This is a genomic window from Enterobacter sp. RHBSTW-00994 (assembly GCF_013782625.1).
GTDB lineage: Bacteria > Pseudomonadota > Gammaproteobacteria > Enterobacterales > Enterobacteriaceae > Enterobacter.
Genome location: NZ_CP056199.1, coordinates 1736926 through 1753780, shown reverse-complemented (window position 1 = coordinate 1753780; position 16855 = coordinate 1736926). Strand labels below are relative to the sequence as shown.

19 protein-coding genes, 2 tRNA genes and 5 other RNA genes are annotated in these 16855 nt (G+C 50.5%); 14 read left to right on the top strand and 12 right to left on the bottom strand.

The window, feature by feature from the left end; genetic code table 11:
- Positions 1-65: 65 nt before the first annotated feature.
- Positions 66-1214 (top strand): glucans biosynthesis protein MdoC, encoded by a 1149-nt coding sequence (gene mdoC, locus HV346_RS08250; protein ID WP_181623029.1) that lies wholly within the window; start codon positions 66-68, stop codon positions 1212-1214.
- 37 nt (positions 1215-1251) lie between these two features.
- Here the strand turns inward: mdoC and ymdB are convergent, their stop codons facing one another.
- The 5 genes from ymdB to csgB form a co-directional block, all read right to left on the bottom strand.
- Entirely contained in the window at positions 1252-1794 is a 543-nt protein-coding gene (ymdB, locus tag HV346_RS08245; RefSeq protein WP_181623028.1) for an O-acetyl-ADP-ribose deacetylase, read from the bottom strand.
- A gap of 107 nt (positions 1795-1901) precedes the next feature.
- Entirely contained in the window at positions 1902-2222 is a 321-nt protein-coding gene (locus HV346_RS08240) for a type 1 fimbrial protein (protein ID WP_181623027.1), read from the bottom strand.
- Positions 2223-2394: 172 nt separating this feature from the next.
- The gene (gene csgC, locus HV346_RS08235; RefSeq protein WP_181623026.1) at positions 2395-2721 is read right to left on the bottom strand and encodes a curli assembly chaperone CsgC; all 327 of its coding nucleotides are present in this window, start codon (positions 2719-2721) and stop codon (positions 2395-2397) included.
- A gap of 61 nt (positions 2722-2782) precedes the next feature.
- Positions 2783-3235, bottom strand: coding sequence for a curli major subunit CsgA (csgA, locus tag HV346_RS08230; protein WP_181623025.1), 453 nt, complete (start codon positions 3233-3235; stop codon positions 2783-2785).
- 41 nt (positions 3236-3276) lie between these two features.
- Positions 3277-3732: a curli minor subunit CsgB gene (csgB, locus tag HV346_RS08225; protein ID WP_181623024.1), complete on the bottom strand. Its 456-nt coding sequence runs from the start codon at positions 3730-3732 to the stop codon at positions 3277-3279.
- Between the two features lie 766 nt (positions 3733-4498).
- Here csgB and csgD point away from each other — a divergent pair.
- From csgD to csgG, 4 genes are read left to right on the top strand one after another with little or no spacing between them, the layout of a single operon-like run.
- The gene (csgD, locus tag HV346_RS08220) at positions 4499-5149 is read left to right on the top strand and encodes a biofilm master transcriptional regulator CsgD (protein WP_181623023.1); all 651 of its coding nucleotides are present in this window, start codon (positions 4499-4501) and stop codon (positions 5147-5149) included.
- A 4-nt stretch (positions 5150-5153) separates the two neighbouring features.
- A complete protein-coding gene (gene csgE, locus HV346_RS08215) occupies positions 5154-5543 on the top strand; it encodes a curli production assembly/transport protein CsgE (RefSeq protein ID WP_181623022.1) in 390 nt (129 codons plus the stop codon).
- A gap of 24 nt (positions 5544-5567) precedes the next feature.
- Positions 5568-5984, top strand: coding sequence for a curli production assembly/transport protein CsgF (csgF, locus tag HV346_RS08210; RefSeq protein WP_181623021.1), 417 nt, complete (start codon positions 5568-5570; stop codon positions 5982-5984).
- Between the two features lie 26 nt (positions 5985-6010).
- Positions 6011-6844 carry a curli production assembly/transport protein CsgG gene (csgG, locus tag HV346_RS08205; RefSeq protein ID WP_181623020.1) on the top strand — a complete coding sequence of 278 codons (834 nt, stop codon included), beginning with the start codon at positions 6011-6013 and terminating at the stop codon, positions 6842-6844.
- A gap of 43 nt (positions 6845-6887) precedes the next feature.
- On the opposite strand, the gene HV346_RS08200 is transcribed toward csgG, so the two are convergent.
- From HV346_RS08200 to ghrA, 4 genes are all read right to left on the bottom strand, one after another.
- Positions 6888-7370, bottom strand: coding sequence for a DUF1097 domain-containing protein (locus tag HV346_RS08200; RefSeq protein ID WP_181623019.1), 483 nt, complete (start codon positions 7368-7370; stop codon positions 6888-6890).
- 99 nt (positions 7371-7469) lie between these two features.
- Positions 7470-8021, bottom strand: coding sequence for a molecular chaperone (locus tag HV346_RS08195; RefSeq protein ID WP_181623018.1), 552 nt, complete (start codon positions 8019-8021; stop codon positions 7470-7472).
- A 20-nt stretch (positions 8022-8041) separates the two neighbouring features.
- Positions 8042-8779 (bottom strand): phosphatase, encoded by a 738-nt coding sequence (locus tag HV346_RS08190; RefSeq protein WP_181623017.1) that lies wholly within the window; start codon positions 8777-8779, stop codon positions 8042-8044.
- Between the two features lie 84 nt (positions 8780-8863).
- Positions 8864-9802, bottom strand: a complete 939-nt coding sequence (gene ghrA, locus HV346_RS08185; RefSeq protein WP_181623016.1) for a glyoxylate/hydroxypyruvate reductase GhrA — start codon at positions 9800-9802, stop codon at positions 8864-8866.
- A gap of 232 nt (positions 9803-10034) precedes the next feature.
- Between ghrA and HV346_RS08180 the strand changes: the two genes are divergently transcribed.
- From HV346_RS08180 to HV346_RS08170, 3 genes are all read left to right on the top strand, one after another.
- Positions 10035-10122, top strand: a tRNA-Ser gene (locus tag HV346_RS08180).
- 44 nt (positions 10123-10166) lie between these two features.
- Positions 10167-10303, top strand: a non-coding RNA gene (locus tag HV346_RS08175) — RtT sRNA.
- Positions 10304-10347: 44 nt separating this feature from the next.
- A non-coding RNA gene (locus HV346_RS08170) (RtT sRNA) lies at positions 10348-10484 on the top strand.
- A 302-nt stretch (positions 10485-10786) separates the two neighbouring features.
- Here the strand turns inward: HV346_RS08170 and HV346_RS08165 are convergent.
- Positions 10787-11692 carry a LysR family transcriptional regulator gene (locus tag HV346_RS08165; RefSeq protein WP_181623015.1) on the bottom strand — a complete coding sequence of 302 codons (906 nt, stop codon included), beginning with the start codon at positions 11690-11692 and terminating at the stop codon, positions 10787-10789.
- Positions 11693-11802: 110 nt separating this feature from the next.
- Between HV346_RS08165 and HV346_RS08160 the strand changes: the two genes are divergently transcribed.
- The 6 genes from HV346_RS08160 to HV346_RS08135 all read left to right on the top strand — a co-directional run bounded on the left by HV346_RS08160 (position 11803) and on the right by HV346_RS08135 (position 14140).
- Positions 11803-12663 carry a pirin family protein gene (locus HV346_RS08160; RefSeq protein ID WP_181623014.1) on the top strand — a complete coding sequence of 287 codons (861 nt, stop codon included), beginning with the start codon at positions 11803-11805 and terminating at the stop codon, positions 12661-12663.
- A gap of 20 nt (positions 12664-12683) precedes the next feature.
- On the top strand, positions 12684-13361 hold the full coding sequence (locus HV346_RS08155) for an isochorismatase family protein (RefSeq protein WP_181623013.1): 678 nt from the start codon (positions 12684-12686) through the stop codon (positions 13359-13361).
- Between the two features lie 146 nt (positions 13362-13507).
- Positions 13508-13595: transfer RNA gene (locus HV346_RS08150), tRNA-Ser, on the top strand.
- Between the two features lie 44 nt (positions 13596-13639).
- Positions 13640-13776, top strand: a non-coding RNA gene (locus tag HV346_RS08145) — RtT sRNA.
- Between the two features lie 46 nt (positions 13777-13822).
- Positions 13823-13959, top strand: a non-coding RNA gene (locus tag HV346_RS08140) — RtT sRNA.
- Positions 13960-14003: 44 nt separating this feature from the next.
- Positions 14004-14140, top strand: a non-coding RNA gene (locus HV346_RS08135) — RtT sRNA.
- Positions 14141-14297: 157 nt separating this feature from the next.
- Here HV346_RS08135 and phoH read toward each other — a convergent pair.
- Together phoH and efeB are read right to left on the bottom strand one after the other, a co-directional pair.
- Complete coding sequence (gene phoH / locus HV346_RS08130; RefSeq protein WP_181623724.1) at positions 14298-15086, bottom strand: phosphate starvation-inducible protein PhoH; 789 nt, start codon at positions 15084-15086, stop codon at positions 14298-14300.
- A 496-nt stretch (positions 15087-15582) separates the two neighbouring features.
- Complete coding sequence (gene efeB / locus HV346_RS08125) at positions 15583-16854, bottom strand: iron uptake transporter deferrochelatase/peroxidase subunit (RefSeq protein WP_181623012.1); 1272 nt, start codon at positions 16852-16854, stop codon at positions 15583-15585.
- Between the last annotated feature and the right edge of the window lies 1 nt (position 16855).

Sequence of the window (16855 nt, the reverse complement as noted above, 5' to 3'; positions counted from 1 at the left end):
CTTTCGAATGTAACCATTATGAGTCTTAGGGATAAGGCGAAAAGTCTGAGAATGCACAACGTTATATGAGCACTATATCTGCAGCTGTACCTGCGCAACGTGAATATTTCCTCGACTCGATCCGGGCATGGCTGATGCTGTTGGGGATCCCTTTTCACATTTCTTTGATTTACTCAAGTCATACCTGGCACGTGAATAGCCAGGAGCCCTCTTTGTGGCTCACGCTGTTCAATGATTTTATCCATGCCTTCCGCATGCAGGTATTTTTTGTCATATCAGGCTATTTCTCCTACATGCTTTTCCTGCGCTATCCGCTGAAACGCTGGTGGAAAGTGCGTGTTGAGCGCGTGGGTATTCCCATGCTGACAGCGATTCCTTTGTTAACGTTGCCTCAGTTCATCATGCTGCAGTATGTCAAAGGCAAAGCGGAGAACTGGCAGAATCTTTCGTTGTATGAAAAATACAACACGCTGGTCTGGGAACTGGTTTCCCACCTCTGGTTCCTGCTGGTTTTGGTCGTGTTAACAACAGTCAGCCTGTGGATTTTCAGCCGCCTACGCCGCCACCTGAGCGATAAAACTGACCGGTTTTTCGCCAACGTTACCTTTGGCAGATTATCCCTGCTCTTTTTGTTGCTGGGTGTGTCTTACGCCGCAGTGAGACGAATAATCTTTATCGTCTATCCCCCCATACTCAGTGATGGGTTGTTTAATTTCGTGGTAATGCAGTCACTGTTCTATATCCCATTCTTTATGATTGGGGCTATGGCGTTTGTCTATCCTAAGCTCAAAGCGCTCTTTACAACCCCTTCGCCATGGTGTGCCGTCGGGGCCGTACTGGCATTTACCGCTTATCTGCTCAATCAACGTTACGGGAGTGGTGATGCCTGGATGTATGAAACAGAAAGTGTGATTACGATGCTGCTGGGGCTATGGATGGTCAATGTGGTATTCGCCCTCGGCCATCGACTTTTGAATTTCAAATCAAGCCGGGTGACTTATTTCGTCAACGCGTCGCTGTTTATTTATCTGGTGCATCACCCGTTAACGCTTTTCTTCGGGGCGTATATCACACCGCACATCGCCTCTAACACGCTGGGGTTTTTCACCGGACTGGTGTTTGTGATTGGCCTCGCGCTTGTCATGTACGAAATTCATCTGCGCATCCCTCTGCTACGCTTCCTGTTCTCAGGTAAACCGCAGACCAAAGCTTGATCACTGTCGCGGCGTAATTTTTGCGCCGCGGCAACTTTTACGCACCAAACTCCTGTTCACGTTCAGTAAGACGTTGTCGATAGAGCTGGGTCGTTTCCTCGTCATAGCAGACAAAGAAAACCTTCTCAGGCATGGGTTTGAGCGAGAGATATCGGTACACGGTATCAACGGCTATCGCCGCAGCCGCCGCTTTTGGATAGCCATATACACCTGTGCTAATAGCCGGAAATGCCATAGTCTGATAACCATTGTCTGCGGCAAGACGCAGGCAATTACGATAAGCATCCTCCAGAATACGGGCCTCATGATGATCCCCGCCATGCCATACCGGCCCCACCGTATGAATAACCGCTTTCGCCGGAAGATTACCCGCGATGGTAATAACAGCATGCCCCGGTGGACACTCGCCCTGTTGCTGACGAACAATCTTGCAGGCCTCAAGTAATTGCGGTCCGGCAGCACGATGGATAGCGCCATCAACACCACCGCCCCCCATTAATGATGGGTTTGCGGCATTGACCACCACGTCGACGTTTTGCGTCGTAATATCACCATGAATAATTTCAATTTGCGGTTTCATAAACACCCTCTGCGAGCCGCCTTTTTCTTAAGTGTATCGCAGAGACGATGTTGAGAAAAAACTATTGCGTGAAAAGCTCTTCCGCCGATTGGCGGAAGAGTGAGGGATTATCGATATTGAATTTGTACGATAGCGAGCGATTTTTCAGGGTCAAGATATCTCATACTTACCGTGGCCACATCGGGATTTGCACCGCGCCCATTCAGCACATCTTCATACTTTATCATGCGCGTTTGCATGCCCTTATTTTCGGGGCATGAAATTTCAATCTTATGATGTTGCGGGGATATTTCGCAGGGATTAGCCACTATCGCTCCACGAAAATGAATAACGCCCCCATCAACGACGGTTGCAGAAAAAGCAGGGGTTAAGACTGTAGACACTACCAGGCCAAAGCCGGAGATCAGTTGAGCGGTGGAGATGGTCATTAGATAGACTCCTCTATGAAAATCTTCCCTGGGAGAATCAAAACTCCCTTATGACAGACTCAGAATGAGGCGCTTAGCCATACTTTTCTTCAGCGCCTGATATCATCATAGTGACTCCCTGCCACTCTGCCATCCCACTCAACGCATTGATTTAGTGAATGGTTTTTGTGCGTCAGCTTGAAGGGGGTGACCATTGCTGTGATAAGTGAAGTTGCTTCCCATCAGAGACGGTGACGGTAATGTTCACCGCGTCACCCGTGTCTATATTTAAACTCAGTCTCATTAAATCAATCGTCTGATTAGCAGGTATAGAGAGGGTGTTTTGTTGCTGCGAAGTACTTTGCCCCCCCTGCCCTTGTCGCGTAGAAAGGATATGCACCTGACACTCGCAGGGTTCCGTCAGCGTTACCTGCGGAATAATCGTCGTCATATTTCCTTGCTGCGAGGTTTTGAAGGTGATCTGACTGGAGAGCGCCGCAAGGAGTAGTAAGGTATGCATGATGAACTCCCGAAAAAAAACAGGGCATATGCCCTGTTTTTTTGTAGCACAGATTTCGGTATTAATACTGATGAGCTGTCGCGTGGTTGCCAAAACCAACCTGGTGAACAGTCACAGTTGAGTTGGAAGCAGTCTGGTCAACCGCAGCACCGTTACCACCACCGTACTGGCTAACTGTCATAGTAGAGTTTTTGCCATTCCACTGGTCAAGTGTTGCGCTGTTGCCAAAACCATGCTGAGTCAGGCTAATGCTACTGTCATCAGAACCCTGTCCGACATCAGCACCGTTACCGCCACCACTCTGTTTAATAGTCAGGCTTGAATTTCGAGCATCTGACTGCAAGGCGACAGCTGAGTTACCACCACCGTATTGGTAAATGCTCAGAGTTGAGTTCGGGCCGCTATTATTACCACCGTGACCCCAGCCCAGTGAACTGCTCTGGTCAATAAGACCAGCCATAGCACTACCAGAAACTACGATTGCTGCAAGTGCTGCCACTTTGATAAATTTCATGGTAAAACCCCCATCGGATTGATTAAAGTCGCCGCTAATAACTAACGTTGAATAACGCGGATTGCCATTTGCGACTGTTTCTGCACTACAACTGCGGTTTTCTGCGTACCGTACTGCGTAATACTTGCTCTGTTACCCGACCCTTTTTGAATAATCATCGCAGTATTACCATATGCACCTTGCGAAATACTCGCATCATTCGAACTTCCACTCTGAGCGATATATGCAAAGTTATAAGTCCCTGATTGATCAACTTTCGCTCTATTGCCTACCCCATCCTGGGAGACAACGGACAATAATTTAGAACCGTCCTGACGAACCATGGCGTTATTATTCACGCCCTGCTGACCAATAATGGCTGCCTGATTTAATGAAGATCGACTTAATTCATTAATCGCGAAGTTGTATTCAGCATTTGCCAAATCCGAACTTGCCGCAATTACAAAGCCAGGCGCACCCAGTAATGTAAACATCATGCATAACGATGTGTTCTTCATGTTGTCACCCTGGACCTGGTTATAAATAAAAAAAATAACCGTGAAACCGTGACCTCGTGTTAACGCGACTCGTTTTTTGTTAACGCTGCGTTACGATGAAGAGTATGTCTATCGAAACATTTTAAATATCTCACCCGCGAGACTTATTTTTATTCCTCGTTTCACCTCAAAGTATTAATTAATGCAAAAAATTGCTGTAATCAGCGCAGGTTAGTTTTTTTTGATTTTTTTTAATGACGAGGTTGTACGACTCGCTAAGGTGCTGTCCAGCCTTTCCATTTCAAGGCTTAAGCCTGCATCTGGATGACATTTCACTCAGGGCGTGACACGAGGCATGTTTTCTTAAGTGGTTTTCTTCGTCAGTCTATGGCTTAGGTTTTTTTCCAAACTCATACCTTTACAAAGTTAACTGAAAATAAAAAATAACAATAAAAATCATCACACTATAAATATTTGTATGATTTTTGAAATGTGTGCACTGTTATTAACATGTACAACTTTCCTATCAAACAAGAACATTTATAAAGGTCGATTTTCACAAATTAATATTGATTTTTACATTCCGTTACATGTTTAACACTTGCTTTAAAGTTCGTAATAGCTAGATTGAAATCAGATGTAAGAAATTTGTTTTATATTTACCTCCCCGTGGAGGTTCTGGTCTGATTCTACACACAGCAGTGCAACATCTGTCAGTACTTCTGGTGTCTCCTGATGTTTATTCAGGTGACAGCTGCCAGGTGTCATAAAAAAGTGGGGTTTCATCATGTATAATGAAGTCCATAGTTTACATGGTCATACATTACTGTTGATCACAAAGCCATCTTTACAGGCGACAGCTTTATTACAACATTTAAAGCAATCATTATCATTGAACGGGAAATTGCATAATATTCAACGTTCTTTTGATGACATTGCACCTGGCAGCATAATTCTTCTCGATATGATGGAAGCTGATAAAAAGCTTATCCATTACTGGCAAGATAACTTAAGCAGGAAAAACAATAATATCCGCGTGCTATTATTGAATACTCCTGATGAATATCCTTATAGAGACATTGAGAGCTGGCCGCATATCAATGGCGTCTTCTACGTCACTGAAGAAGAGACACGGGTCGTAGAAGGATTGCAAGGCATATTACGTGGAGAGTGTTACTTTTCACAAAAACTTGCCAGCTACCTCATCACGCACTCCGGAAATTATCGCTACAACAGTTCAGAGTCTGCGTTGCTGACACACCGTGAAAAAGAGATCCTGAACAAGTTGCGCATCGGTGCTTCAAATATTGAAATCGCCCGTTCGTTATTTATCAGCGAAAATACGGTTAAGACGCACCTTTATAATCTTTTCAAGAAGATAGCTGTTAAAAACCGAACTCAGGCGGTTTCATGGGCAAACGATAACCTCAGGCGTTAACACCATGAAACGCAAGTTGAGTTGGATTGTCGCAGCGGGCTTTCTGCTCGCAGCCGGGAACCTACACGCAGTTGAAGTGGAAATTCCCGGATTGTTAACGGACCACACTGTCTCATCTACCGGCCACAATTTTTATCGGGCATTCAGCGATAAATGGGACAGCACTTACCCTGGTAACTTAACAATCAACGAACGGCCCAGTGCACGTTGGGGAAGCTGGATAACAATAACAGCCAATCAGGATGTTATTTACCAGACTTTTTTATTCCCTACGAAAATAGACTTCGATAAAAACGTAGCCTTAGCCCTGGCACAAACCGAAGAAGCTATTAATCGCCTGCAAATAGACAAAGCGCTATTAAGCACTGGCGATTTAGCAAAAGACGAGTTCTAGCGACCCTAATATCCGGAGGCTGTCATGCGTATTGCACATGCAGTTATTTCGTTAATGCTGATCACACCATTAAGCTGGGGCGGAAATATGACGTTCCAGTTCCGTAACCCTAACTTTGGCGGTAACCCAAATAACGGGGCTTTCATGCTGAACGAAGCCCAGGCACAAAACTCCTATAAAGATCCAAGTTCTAACAGCGACTTTGGTATTGAAACGCCCTCGGCGCTGGATAACTTTACCCAGGCTATTCAATCGCAGATTCTCGGCGGGTTGTTGACCAACATTAATACGGGCAAACCCGGACGTATGGTGACTAACGACTTTATCGTGGATATTGCGAACAAGGATGGGCAGCTTCAGTTGAACGTTACAGACCGCAAAACCGGGAAGACATCCACCATCCAGGTGTCCGGTCTGCAAAACGATTCCACCAATTTCTAGACAACATCAAAATAAGGACAACGATCATGCAGCGCTTCCTGATATTAGTTGCAGTGTGCTTATTGAGCGGTTGTTTAACTGCTCCCCCAAAAGAAGCTGCAAAACCTACATTAATGCCTCGGGCCCAAAGTTATCGTGATTTAACACATCTGCCGATGCCTACCGGTAAGATATTCGTCTCGGTTTACAACATTCAGGATGAAACGGGTCAGTTTAAACCGTATCCGGCGAGTAACTTCTCGACCGCTGTACCTCAAAGCGCCACGGCCATGCTGGTCACTGCACTCAAGGACTCTCGCTGGTTTATTCCTCTTGAACGCCAGGGACTGCAAAACCTGCTGAACGAACGTAAAATCATTCGTGCCGCTCAGGAGAATGGCACTGTCGCGATGAATAACCGCGTGCCTTTACAGTCACTGGCTGCGGCTAACGTGATGATTGAAGGATCGATTATCGGCTATGAGAGTAACGTCAAATCAGGTGGTGTCGGTGCGCGTTACTTTGGTATTGGTGCAGATACACAATACCAGCTTGATCAAATAGCCGTTAACCTGCGTGTGGTTAACGTCAGTACGGGTGAAGTCTTGTCATCCGTCAATACCAGTAAAACAATCCTCTCTTACGAGGTGCAGGCTGGGGTATTCCGCTTTATTGACTACCAGCGTTTACTGGAAGGTGAAATTGGCTACACCTCTAACGAGCCGGTCATGCTCTGCCTGATGTCTGCCATTGAAACTGGCGTTATCTTCCTGATTAACGACGGCATCGATCGTGGGTTGTGGGATCTGCAGAACAAGGCCGAAGTGAAAAACCCGGTTCTGGTGAAATACCGCGATATGTCGGTTCCTCCGGAATCCTGATCGGAAGCGCATAAAAAAGGCGAGATAGATATCTCGCCTTTTTTTATTCTCTCACTGCGGTGATATTTTGCGCCTTGTCCCGCCGGGCCGCCAACCAGAGGCCGCTGTTCTTCATTGCGTAGCCAAAGACAAGACCCAACATCAGCGATGGCACGACAAGTTTCCAGTTGCCCTGCCCGGCAAACGTTGCACATGCACCAATAAAGGTTCCGGGCACAAACGAAAGCAGCAGATGTTTCGCCTGGATACACATTAAAAAGGCCACGATCCCCGTCATGACATAACCCAGAATCTCAATATGCGGAGCCAATGCGCTTCCTTTCATAATGATGACCGCCCAAACGACGCCACTCATCATCGTACACGCAGAGATAAACAGCCCTTTGACCCCGCCTTGCGGGCAGGCAAAGTACGCCGTGCAGCCCAAAAATCCCGCCCAGCCCAATAGCCCAAGCGAAACGGCCACCCATCCCCAAAGTCCGGAGAGAATGCCCGTTGTGAGTGCAATACAAAGTAATATGTTCATAGCGCGCATCTTAGCAGATACGCACTACATAAATGAGATCAGAAGCACGTTATGTGCAAGTTGAAATGTATCGTTGCATTAATTGTGTGACATGCGTCACTATGCATTCTCTTCCTGTAAGTCATCCCACATTGCTGCAATCGCATCGCGAGTGAGAGACGCCATTGTTTTCCAGAACGGTGAGGTCGCGTGTGCTTCAACTTTGCCGAGGAACGTGCCACACCAGGGCAGCAAATACTCATCAAATAACGTTTCGATAGCTTCACTCTCACCTTCTCCAGCCTGATCTTCAATCCAGGAGGCGGCTAACAGCAGCGTACCAATATGATCGGCGGGGGCATCCGAAAGCGGCATTCCACGTTCAGAGAGAAAAGCCCGCACCTCTGCTTCTGTCGCCCCTTCCTGCCAGGCCGAACGGTAGGGCGCGACACGGCAATCCTCTCCCACGAATAACGCGTTGTAATCGGTCGAAATCTGCTGCATATCGCAGCTCTTTTGTAGACGCTCCAGCAGCTCATCCTGTTCCAGTGGCCAGTTTTGCGCCAGCTTACCTTCACGAATCAACGTAAACAGGGGAACCAATAACGGATCCTGCGGCTGACGGTAATACAACGTGCCCAGGATGCGGCAAAGGATGGAAAACTCATTCATTTTTTTAGTCCATTACACAATTAAAGTTCAGCAAATTCAGTAATCGGAGCCATGCCGCGAGACTCCAGGAAATCCAGCATGCGACGCGGAGTAACGTTGAGGATACGCGCTTCCGGGAACCCAACGTCATTGAGCACTTTCAGGCATTCACTAAAATCGCCCAATGTGAACGCTGTATGAGAATCCGAACCGAGCGCCACCAGCCCCCCGGCATCACGCACCGCAGCAGCCACTTCACGACAGTTTGCTTCACTGCCTTTACGCGAATGAACAAACGAGGAGTTATTGATCTCCAGCGCAACATCATGTTTTGCTGCAGCCTGCGCAACCGCCTGAATATCGATGGGATATTTTGGATTTCCCGGATGACTAATAATGTGCACAGTTCCGCTGGCAATAGTGGCAATCATCGCCTTCGTGTTGGTCTCTTTATCCTGCGGTGCAAAAACAGGTTCATGAAATCCTGCAATAATCAGGTCAAGCGAGGTCAGCATCGGGCCAGTGCAGTCGATTTCGCCGTCCGTATTTTTAATATTGGCTTCGATGCCACGCAGTATCCCAACCCCATCGACAAGACGTGGCCAGATACGCATATTCACAAAGTGCCAGTAGTGCGGCGCATCTGCCATATCAGGACCGTGATCGGTGATTGCAAACAGCTTGATGCCTTTGAGCTTTGCTTGCGCGATGTAATCATGAAGGGTGCTATACGCGTGGGTACTGGCGACGGTGTGCATATGCAGGTCAACGGGATACATCTCTCTCTCCTCTGCGGTTTTTCCAAAGGATAGCAGTTATCAGTGGCGAATATTAGCAAAAACCCGGCATACGCCGGGTTTCTCTTAGTAACCGCGCTGTCTGTCGACGTGCCCTGTGACAGCATTACCTTGCTCCATCTCACTGATGGTATGCGCAATATAAGCAACCGCTTCTGCCGGACGTGTTACAGCCGCAATATGTGGCGTCATTGCCACACGCGGATGAGTCCACAGAGGGCTTTCCTTAGGCAGTGGCTCACGGCTATAGACATCCAGCATGGCCCCTTTGAGCTTGCCGTTATCCAGCGCACTTAGCAGATCGGGTTCCACCACATGAACACCGCGTGCGAGGTTCATCAAATAGCTCTGATCGGCCAGTTGGTTCAGGAGTGCACCATTAATGATCCCGACGGTTTCCGCTGTATTGGGCAAAAGATTAATCAGCACACGCGTGCCGTTCAGGAACGCAGGCAGTTCCTCTGTTCCGGCAAAGCTTTGCACGCCAGGATAGGCTTTGCGGCTGCGGCTCCAGCACCGTAACGGGAATCCCCATGGAGCCAGCGCCTGAGCCACTTTTGACCCCAGAACGCCAGCCCCCAGAATACCGATGGTGAAATCTTCACGATGGTAATCTGGCAATGGCTCCCAGTGTGATTGCTGTTTTAATGCCTGATAATCATCGAAACGACGGAACCAGTGCAGCACCTGGCTGACCGCATATTCCTGCATTTGTTGGCCCATGCCGGTATCTTCCAGGCGGAAAAGCGGAATACGCTCAGGCAACATTTCAGGATGAGCCTTGAGCTTACTCAGAATGGAGTCAACGCCCGCCCCCAGCGCAAAAACGGCCTTCAGCTCCCGGCCTTGTAGCATGTCAACCGGAGGATGCCAGACCAGCGCGTAATCCGCATGTTCGTTATCCCCCTGCTTCCACTCGCGAACACGTGCGCCAGGCAACGCCGTCGAAAGTGCCTTAATCCAGTAAGCCGTATCAAAAGTGGGGTGATAAAAGATAATATCCATAGTCATTCCTGCCTTTCATTGCGCTGTTTTATTTTCATTTTCAACTGGATTGCCAGCATAACAAATTTATCTTCAGCCCGCGTTGTTGATAAAAAAACCGCTTTCAGCACATTAAAAAAACATCTTGTTTGAAGTTTGTTTAAACGCGCTAATTAACTGAAAAAGTTGATTGACGGGAGTTCGGGTTTTCCTTACATTAGCGCCCGTCCCGGCAACAACGGGATGACAATATGGTGAGGTGTCCGAGTGGCTGAAGGAGCACGCCTGGAAAGTGTGTATACGGCAACGTATCGGGGGTTCGAATCCCCCCCTCACCGCCATATTTGAGAAAGAGCTCGTACGCAAGTACGGGCTTTTTTTTCGCATGTTGCACACATGCGGGGGGATGAGAAGCCCCGACCGGGGTTCGACAACTGGCGCAGACAGTTGGACAGACTGAGAGCGCAGCGGACAGGCTGCCTGAAGGGCGAGCGAAGCGAGTCAATCCCCCCCTCACCGCCATATTTGAGAAAGAGCTCGTACGCAGGTACGGGCTTTTTTTTCGCATGTTGCACACCTGCGGGGGGATGAGAAGCCCCGACCGGGGTTCGACAACTGGCGCAGACAGTTGGACAGACTGAGAGCGCAGCGAACAGGCTGCCCGAAGGGCGAGCGAAGCGAGTCAATCCCCCCCTCACCGCCATATTTGAGAAAGAGCTCGTACGCAGGTACGGGCTTTTTTTTCGCATGTTGCACACCTGCGGAGTGAAGGGGAACATACGGCTGAGGTGGTCATTCCGTTCACTTTATGTTCCTTGCCACTCTGTCACCACATTACTCGTGAACGTGCCAGGGTGGCTCACCGCCCCCTGGCGACCCGGTTATTCCTTACGGCTTATCGGGGACGGGCGGAGGCAACGTCGCTGTAAGCCCTCAACTCTTCTGAAACAACTCAAATAGCTTCAGGTTATTGTTTTTGTTGATCAATATCTCAAGGGATTAAAATTACTCCTCCACCATCCGCGCATACTCTTCCGTCAGAAAATCCACCAGTGTCCTCACGGATGGCAATAGCCCACGCCTCGACGGATACACCGCATGAATGACTTCCCGGCGGGGTTCCCATTCATCCAATACCCGGACCAGCTCACCTGACGCAAGCTGGTCTTTCACCATCAAAATGGGAAGTTGCACCACACCCACACCGGCCATTGCAGCTTCCCGTAACGCCAGCATATCAGTCGTGATAAAACGCGGGGCATAGTGAATCTCCGCTTTTGCCCCTTGCGAGCCAGTCAAATCCCATTTATGAACTTGCCTCCCCTCCCCCATACTCAACCCCGGCCATCGGCTTAGCTCTGAGGGCATAACCGGTTTCCCCATACGCTGAATTAAATCTGGCCCGGCCACCAGACAATGTCCCCTGTCGGCAAGCACCCGTAAAACCAGGTCGCTGTCATCAAACGGGCGTGGACGCACGCGGATTGCGATATCGATCCCCTCGCCCACCAGATCCACCCGGCGATTGGTGGCTTCAAGCTGGAGATTAATTCCCGGGTATTTCGCCATAAAGCGCGCCAGCATCGGGCCCACGTGTACATGCAGCAACGTCACCGGACAGGTGATCCTGACAATACCGCGCGGCTCAGCCTGTAACGCCGCGACCGCCTCTTCCGCCGCCTCAGCCTCCACCAACATTGCTTTACAGTGTTGATAAAAAGTCTGGCCCACTTCGGTAACGGTAAACTGGCGTGTGGTGCGCTGAATTAATCGCACCCCAAGTCGGTCTTCAAGCTGTGCAATCCTGCGGCTCAGTTTTGATTTTGGCTGATCGAGCGCCCTTCCGGCCGCAGCGAAACCACCGTAGTCGACCACCTTCACAAACCACACGAAGTCATTGAGATCCTGCATAAAACCTCATCGTTCCATTTTAAGAACAGTGAATGTCATTTTCACTGCCTACCGGGATATTAGTTCTGAATATAAGCTAATCAATATCAACAGACTACCAGGAGAAAAACATGAAAAACGTTACAGGTGTCTATACCGCGCCTCGCCAGCACTGGGTGGGTGACGGCTTCCCCGTCAGGTCGATGTTTTCTTATCAGACTCACGGCGAACCCCTCAGCCCGTTCCTGCTACTGGATTACGCTGGCCCGTACACATTCCCGGCTGACGGAGAAAAGCGCGGCGTGGGCGAACACCCGCATCGTGGTTTTGAAACGGTCACCATCGTCTATTCCGGTGAAGTGGAGCATCGCGACTCCACTGGCAAAGGCGGCGTAATTGGCCCCGGTGATGTGCAGTGGATGACTGCAGGTGCTGGCATTCTGCATGAAGAGTTCCACTCCAGTGCATTCTCGCAGAAAGGTGGCGAGCTCAAAATGATGCAGCTTTGGGTCAACCTGCCCGCGAAGGACAAGATGGCGAAGCCGGGTTATCAGAGCATTACCAGGCATGAAATCCCGGTGGTGACGCTGTCAGAAGAACGTGGATCGCTGCGGGTAATTGCTGGCCATTATGGTGATATTACCGGCCCGGCGCACACTTTCTCGCCGCTAAATGTCTGGGATATTACCCTCCGTCAGGGAAGCCATCTCGCACTGACTCAGCCCGAAGGCTGGAGTACCGCGCTGGTAGTCCTTGAAGGCAACATCACGGTAAACGGTACAACCCAGGCGGGTGAAGCGCAGCTTGTGGTTCTCAGCCAGGAAGGCAGCAAACTGCACCTGGAAGCGAGCAGTGATGCCAAAGTGCTGCTGATGGCTGGCGCCCCTCTGAACGAACCGATTGTGGGCTACGGCCCGTTTGTGATGAACAGTAAAACCGAAATCACGGAAGCCATTCGTGATTTCAACTCCGGCCGCTTCGGCCAGATCTGAGCGTAATAAAGGAGAAGAAAATGTCTACACCTGCGAATTTTAACGGAATGCGTCCGGTCATTGACGCGAACGACGCGGTCATGTTGTTGATCGATCATCAAAGCGGACTGTTCCAGACCGTCGGGGATATGCCAATGCCGGAGCTACGCGCCCGTGCGGCGGCACTGGCTAAAATGGCGACCCTTGCCGGGATCCCGGTAATTACTACCGCATCCGTTCCACAGGGTCCAAACGGTCCTTTAATCCCGGAGATCCACGCCAACGCCCCGCATGCACAATATGTGGCACGGAAAGGCGAGATCAACGCATGGGATAACCCGGAATTTGTCGCGGCCGTAAAAGCCACCGGACGCAACACGTTGATCATTGCCGGGACAATCACCAGCGTTTGCATGGCGTTTCCGTCAATCAGCGCGGTTGCTGACGGGTATAAGGTGTTTGCGGTTATTGATGCATCCGGAACGTACAGCAAGATGGCGCAGGAGATCACGCTGGCACGGGTTGTTCAGGCGGGTGTGGTTCCAATGGATACCGCGGCGGTTGCCTCCGAGATCCAGCGGACATGGAACCGTGAAGATGCGGCAGAATGGGCCGATGTCTACACCCACATTTTCCCGGCATACCAGTTGCTGATCGAAAGTTATGCTAAAGCGCAAGAGGTCGTTAAGAATAGCGAAGTGCTCGATTCACAGCGGTAATGCACAGCTCCATGGCATAAAAACCGTGGAGCTGATTATTGCTTAACCGAACAAGCACTAAAGCGTAAAATCTGCTTGACCGTTTTAGCGCAACTCCCTATAGTAGCGCCCCGTTGCCCCCCAAGTGGTCAGGCAGCAAACAATATGGTGAGGTGTCCGAGTGGCTGAAGGAGCACGCCTGGAAAGTGTGTATACGGCAACGTATCGGGGGTTCGAATCCCCCCCTCACCGCCATATTTGAGAAAGAGCTCGTACGCAAGTACGGGCTTTTTTTTCGCATGTTGCACACCTGCGGGGGGATGAGAAGCCCCGAACGGGGTTCGACAACTGGCGCAGCCAGTTGGACAGACTGAGAGCGCAGCGAACAGGCTGCCCGAAGGGCGAGCGAAGCGAGTCAATCCCCCCCTCACCGCCATATTTGAGAAAGAGCTCGTACGCAAGTACGGGCTTTTTTTTTTCGCATGTTGCACACCTGCGGGGGGATGAGAAGCCCCGACCGGGGTTCGACAACTGGCGCAGCCAGTTGGACAGACTGGGAGCGCAGCGGACAGGCTGCCCGAAGGGCGAGCGAAGCGAGTCAATCCCCCCCTCACCGCCATCTTTGAGAAAGAGCTCGTACGCAAGTACGGGCTTTTTTTTCGCATGTTGCACACCTGCGGGGGGATGAGAAGCCCCGAACGGGGTTCGACAACTGGCGCAGCCAGTTGGACAGACTGGGAGCGCAGCGGACAGGCTGCCCGAAGGGCGAGCGAAGCGAGTCAATCCCCCCCTCACCGCCATCTTTGAGAAAGAGCTCGTACGCAAGTACGGGCTTTTTTTTTCGCATGTTGCACACCTGCAGGAATTCACACCGTGAAGATACGGGCAATCTTAGCTCCCTTCCCTGGTACAAAAAAACAAAGCCCGGTTTCCCGGGCCTTGAACACAACAGCATACTCAGTAGTACGCATTCAGCGTGCGTTGGCACAGCGCCGAACGGACGCAGTCATCTTTAGTGAAACGCACCACACCCACCATATCGTCTTCAACAAAACGTGACATTGCATCGCTCAGTCCAGATTTCACACCGGACGGCAGGTCGCATTGAGTAATATCGCCATTAACGATAACCGTCACGTTTTCCCCGAGGCGCGTTAAAAACATCTTCATTTGCGCAGCGGTCACGTTCTGAGCCTCGTCAAGAATAACGACCGCATTTTCAAATGTACGTCCGCGCATATAGGCGAACGGCGCGATTTCCACCTTGCCAATCTCTGGTCGCAGGCAGTACTGCATAAAAGAAGCACCCAGTCGTTTCACCAGTACGTCGTAAACCGGTCTGAAATACGGGGCAAACTTCTCCGATATGTCTCCGGGCAAGAAGCCGAGATCTTCATCAGCTTGCAGTACCGGACGAGTGACAATAATCCTGTCCACGTCCTTATGGATCAGAGCCTCCGCCGCTTTGGCTGCACTAATCCAGGTTTTCCCGCATCCGGCTTCGCCGGTTGCAAAGATCAGCTGTTTACTCTCGATAGCATTCAGGTAGTGCGCCTGAGCGTCATTGCGCGCCACAATTGGTGAATTATCACGGCTGTCCCGCGCCATGCCAATTGCTTCTACGCCACTCATCTGCACAAGCGAGGTGACCGATTCTTCTTCACGCTGTTTATGGCTGCGTGAATCCCGTCTCAGCACACGTTTTGCTTCACGACGAGCTTTGATCACTGCTTTCTGTCTTCCCATGGATAGCACCTTGAGTTGTTGGTATTCATCACACGCGCCTGTCACGGCACGATTATGCGCACGAACATCTGAGGGTTGGCTTCCTTGTAAGCCATTGCTTGTTTTTCCGGATGACGATACAGAACGGCTACGCGCACCATTTTGCACGTCGGTAGAATGATGATGTTTTGTGGGAGGGGAGAATTTTGTGGTGAAGAAATCGCTGCCGGAGTCTGAGCCTCCGCGCCGGGTGCTGCGGTTGTTGTGTTTACCTTGTCCAGTACAGGACGCAACCATTCGCGATCTCCATAGTGATTCAGTATCACTGCCGGGAACTACCGCTGTCTTATATTAAGTACACCAAGGATTATCATAAATGCAACATTTATTTTACCTTGATGCAACTTACAGACTGTCCCTACAGCGTAATCAGTCTCTTACAGGGATATTACAGAAATATAACAGTGGGATAGTCATACGAAAAAATAATATCCCGCTCGGGCGAGCGGGATAGGTCTCAGGCTTCGATAAGCCCTTGTGCAAGATACACTTTTTGATCGTGAGGCCCTGGCAAGGCAAAGAAATAACCACCGCCAATCGGCTTAATATACTCTTCCAGCGCTTCGCCATTTAACCGCTTCTGCACAGTTAAAAAGCCCTTCTCCAGATCGTGCTGATAGCAGACAAACAGCAAGCCCATATCCAGTTGCCCGGAGTTAGTCACACCAAGCGAGTAACTATACCCGCGGCGCATCATCAGGTTCGACTGCGTCTCCTTCGTGCGCGGGTTCGCCAGCCGAATATGGCTGTCCAGGGCAATGGTGTCCCCTTCAGGATCGCGCGCATAGTCAGGTACATCGTGCTCGTTTTTCATGCCGAGCGGCGCACCACTTTGCTTGTCACGACCAAAGATAGTCTGCTGCTCTTTAAGCGGCGTCCTGTCCCAGAACTCGACGTGGAACTGAATGATACGCACAGCCTGGTAGCTGCCGCCCACGGCCCACGCAGGTTCACCCTGGTTGGCCGTCACCCACACCACCTCTTTCATTAAGGCCGAATCCGTGCTGTCCGGGTTCGCCGTGCCGTCTTTAAAGCCCAGCAGGTTAACCGGCGTCTCTTTGCCCTTGCTGCGGGCTGCATGGTCAGAGATAAAACCTTCCCGCTTCCAGCGTACGCTCAGGAGATCCGGCGTGTGCTTGATGATATCGCGCAGAGCGTGGATCACCGTGTCCTGGGTATTAGCACAGATCTGCAGCAACAGATCGCCGTGACACAGGGCAGCATCCAGCGAATCATTCGGGAAACGCGTCATTTTTTGCAGCGCTTTCGGCTTCTGTTTCGCCAGGCCGTAACGCGCATCAAACAATGACTCCCCAACAGAAACAGTGATGGTCAGGTTATCAGGAGCAATAAACGGCCCCAGAATACCAGAGTCCATCGGCGGCAAACGCGGGTTAGGCGTATCCGGTGCAGGGCCGCCTGCCGTAAGAAAGGCAATGCGTTTCGTCAGCAAACGGAACAGACGTTCCAGATCCGCTTTATCACTCGCCAGAGAATCGAAAGCCACCAGCATCATCGCCGCCTGCTGCGGCGTCAAAATGCCTGACTGGTGTTCGCCATAAAAAGGCTGCGTTTCCATACGGTCGTTAGGCGAAAGTGTGCCTGGGGCACTTTGCGGTTTTGCCGCATGTGCCACCGGGCAACCGCCAGCCAGAGCAAGCGCGCCTACCCCTTTCAGCAACCGACGTCGTGAGGGTTCAGCAACGTCGTATTCATCATTCTTGCTCATC

Coding starts and splice junctions, on each gene's coding strand:
- mdoC (WP_181623029.1), top strand. CDS start 66: ATGAGCACTATATCTGCAGCTGTACCTGCGCAACGTGAATATTTCCTC.
- ymdB (WP_181623028.1), bottom strand. CDS start 1,794: ATGAAACCGCAAATTGAAATTATTCATGGTGATATTACGACGCAAAAC.
- HV346_RS08240 (WP_181623027.1), bottom strand. CDS start 2,222: ATGACCATCTCCACCGCTCAACTGATCTCCGGCTTTGGCCTGGTAGTG.
- csgC (WP_181623026.1), bottom strand. CDS start 2,721: ATGCATACCTTACTACTCCTTGCGGCGCTCTCCAGTCAGATCACCTTC.
- csgA (WP_181623025.1), bottom strand. CDS start 3,235: ATGAAATTTATCAAAGTGGCAGCACTTGCAGCAATCGTAGTTTCTGGT.
- csgB (WP_181623024.1), bottom strand. CDS start 3,732: ATGAAGAACACATCGTTATGCATGATGTTTACATTACTGGGTGCGCCT.
- csgD (WP_181623023.1), top strand. CDS start 4,499: ATGTATAATGAAGTCCATAGTTTACATGGTCATACATTACTGTTGATC.
- csgE (WP_181623022.1), top strand. CDS start 5,154: ATGAAACGCAAGTTGAGTTGGATTGTCGCAGCGGGCTTTCTGCTCGCA.
- csgF (WP_181623021.1), top strand. CDS start 5,568: ATGCGTATTGCACATGCAGTTATTTCGTTAATGCTGATCACACCATTA.
- csgG (WP_181623020.1), top strand. CDS start 6,011: ATGCAGCGCTTCCTGATATTAGTTGCAGTGTGCTTATTGAGCGGTTGT.
- HV346_RS08200 (WP_181623019.1), bottom strand. CDS start 7,370: ATGAACATATTACTTTGTATTGCACTCACAACGGGCATTCTCTCCGGA.
- HV346_RS08195 (WP_181623018.1), bottom strand. CDS start 8,021: ATGAATGAGTTTTCCATCCTTTGCCGCATCCTGGGCACGTTGTATTAC.
- HV346_RS08190 (WP_181623017.1), bottom strand. CDS start 8,779: ATGTATCCCGTTGACCTGCATATGCACACCGTCGCCAGTACCCACGCG.
- ghrA (WP_181623016.1), bottom strand. CDS start 9,802: ATGGATATTATCTTTTATCACCCCACTTTTGATACGGCTTACTGGATT.
- HV346_RS08165 (WP_181623015.1), bottom strand. CDS start 11,692: ATGCAGGATCTCAATGACTTCGTGTGGTTTGTGAAGGTGGTCGACTAC.
- HV346_RS08160 (WP_181623014.1), top strand. CDS start 11,803: ATGAAAAACGTTACAGGTGTCTATACCGCGCCTCGCCAGCACTGGGTG.
- HV346_RS08155 (WP_181623013.1), top strand. CDS start 12,684: ATGTCTACACCTGCGAATTTTAACGGAATGCGTCCGGTCATTGACGCG.
- phoH (WP_181623724.1), bottom strand. CDS start 15,086: ATGGGAAGACAGAAAGCAGTGATCAAAGCTCGTCGTGAAGCAAAACGT.
- efeB (WP_181623012.1), bottom strand. CDS start 16,854: ATGAGCAAGAATGATGAATACGACGTTGCTGAACCCTCACGACGTCGG.